This window comes from Rhizomicrobium sp., assembly GCF_056722145.1.
In genome coordinates, this window is record NZ_JBWZET010000020.1 from 1 (window position 1) to 2480 (window position 2480).

General features: G+C 66.9%; 2 protein-coding genes. One reads left to right on the forward strand and one right to left on the reverse strand.

Translation table 11 applies throughout. The features are described from left to right. Window positions 1-709 (forward strand): fumarylacetoacetate hydrolase family protein (locus AC1P6P_RS01050; RefSeq protein WP_481400577.1); only part of this gene is annotated, 709 nt, incomplete at its 5' end. Window positions 710-725: 16 nt separating this feature from the next. Here AC1P6P_RS01050 and AC1P6P_RS01055 read toward each other — a convergent pair. Further along, complete coding sequence (locus AC1P6P_RS01055) at window positions 726-2252, reverse strand: TadA family conjugal transfer-associated ATPase (RefSeq protein WP_481400578.1); 1527 nt, start codon at window positions 2250-2252, stop codon at window positions 726-728. Between the last annotated feature and the right edge of the window lie 228 nt (window positions 2253-2480).

Sequence of the window (2480 nt, forward strand, 5' to 3'; positions counted from 1 at the left end):
GGCCGAAGGCGCGGTGCTGGACACCGCCGCGGTTACGCTTCTGCCGCCGATCCCCAACCCCGGCAAGATTTTCTGCATCGGGCTCAATTACGGCGCGCACATTGCCGAAATGGGGCGCGAGGCGCGCGACCGGCCGGCGGTGTTCGTCCGCTGGGCGGACAGTTTCGTCGCGCACGGGGCACCGCTGGTAAAGCCGCTGGCGAGCGAGATGTTCGATTACGAAGGCGAACTGGCGGTGGTGATCGGCCCGGGACCGGACGGCGCGTCCGGCCGGCGCATTCCGGTGGCGGCAGCGCTCGACCATGTCGCCGGCTATGCGATCATCAACGATGGTTCGGTGCGCGACTGGCAGCGGCACAACAGCCAGTTCACGCCGGGCAAGAACTTCCCCGCCAGCGGCGCGTTCGGGCCGGCGCTGGTGACCCCGGACGAGGCGGCGATCGACGCGGCCACCCGCGTCCAGACCCGGCTCAACGGCGAACTCGTGCAGGACCAGCCGCTGGGCGACATGCTGTGCCCGGTGGCGGAGATCATCGCCTACTTGTCCGAATTTGCCGCACTGGCGCCGGGCGACGTGATCGCCACCGGCACGCCGTCCGGGGTCGGCCACGGGCGCACGCCGCCGCTCTACCTGAAGGCGGGGGACCGGGTGGAAGTGTCGATCGGCGCGGTGGGGACGCTGGCGAACCCGGTGGTGGACGAAGGCTGAGCCCCGACCTTTCCGGTCAGAGGCAGGCTTCGAGGTAGGCCTGGTCGAACCCGAACTGACGCGCCTTTTCGAGCGTGTAGGGGCGCAGGCCCGAAGGGCGGAATTCGCCGATGATCTTGCCGTCGTCGGTCTCGTCCAGGTATTCGAACTTGAACAGTTCCTGGGTGACGATGACGTCGCCTTCCATGCCGATCACTTCGGTGATGTTGGTGGTGCGGCGCGAACCGTCGCGCAGGCGCTTGACCTGGACGATGAGATCGACCGATTCGGCGATCTGGCGGCTGATCGCTTCCTTAGGGATCTTGATGTCGCCCATCAGGATCATGTTTTCCATACGGCCGAGGCATTCGCGCGGGCTGTTGGCGTGCAGCGTGCACATCGAGCCGTCGTGGCCGGTGTTCATCGCCGCGAGCAGGTCGAAGCATTCGGCGCCACGGATTTCGCCGAGGATGATGCGGTCCGGGCGCATGCGCAGCGCGTTCTTGACGAGGTCGCCGATGGTGATCGCGCCCTGGCCTTCGAGGTTCGGCGGGCGGGTTTCGAGCGGCAGCCAGTGCGGCTGCTGGAGCCGGAGTTCGGCCGCGTCCTCGATCGTCAGCACGCGCTCGCCCGGGTCGATCATCTTCGACAGCGCGTTGAGCATCGTCGTCTTGCCCGAGCCGGTACCGCCGGAGATGACGATGTTCATCCGGCAGGCGCCGGCGATCTTGAGCGCGGTCGCCATCTTCTCGCTCATCGAGCCGAAGTCCTTGAGCATGTCGATGGTGATCGGCTTCTCGGAGAACTTGCGGATCGAGATCGCGGTGCCGCGTAAGGACAGCGGCGGGATGATGACGTTGACGCGGCTGCCATCCTTGAGCCGGGCGTCGGCGAGTGGGGTGGTCTGGTCGACGCGGCGGCCGACCTGGTTGACGATGCGCTGCGCGATCTGGAACAGGTGCTGCTCGTCGCGGAAGGTGATCTGCGCGAGCTGCAGCTTGCCCTTGCGTTCGATGTAGGTCTGGTCGGGGCCGTTGACCATGATGTCCGAGACGTCCGGGTCGGACAGCAGCTCCTCGAGCGGGCCGAAGCCGAGCAGTTCGTCGATCAGCACCTTTTCCAGCGCGAACTGTTCGCGGCGGTTGAGCGTGATCTTGAGCTCGGCGAGCACCTCGAAGATGATCTGGCGGAATTCCTCGGCGAGCTCGTCCTTGGTGAGCGTGGCGGCGGCTTCCGGATCGACGCGTTCGAGCAAGCGGGGGAGCACCTGTTCCTTGATCTTGTGGACCGAGGCCTCGAAGCCTTCGGCCTGGCGGGGCGCTTCGTTGACCGCGTTGGCGCGATCGGCAAGCCGCGACATCGCATCGGCGCTCTTGTCGTTCGAGCGATCGATCGGGGCCTCTTCGGGCAGCGGCGGGAACTGCTCACCGCCGGCGCCGCCACCAATGCCGCCGGATTGGCCGGCATCGCCGCCGGGGCCCTTCATCGGCCGCGCGACGCCGAACTGGGGCCGCGCCCCCGGCGTCATCCCTCCCAAGCCGTTGCGTCGCCCGAATGCGCTCATGATCCACGTGTTCCGTTCATTATGGCGCGGGAATCCGCAGAATCCCATTACCCTTCGCTTTTCAATACGGAGGAAGCTTTGACGATTTGCTAATGCTGTTTGCCCGGCGTCCGGCAGGGGGCGTCACCGGATCGTCCGGCAAAGCGGGTCCCGCGCGCCCGCGACCGCGCCGCGGCGTCGATAGGCGATGGCGTCGGCAAGGTCGGGCAGCCGCACATAATGCTGGGC

What these genes read in the sequence shown, in the direction of transcription:
- AC1P6P_RS01055 (WP_481400578.1), bottom strand. Translation starts at nt 2,252, where the DNA reads ATGAGCGCATTCGGGCGACGCAACGGCTTGGGAGGGATGACGCCGGGG.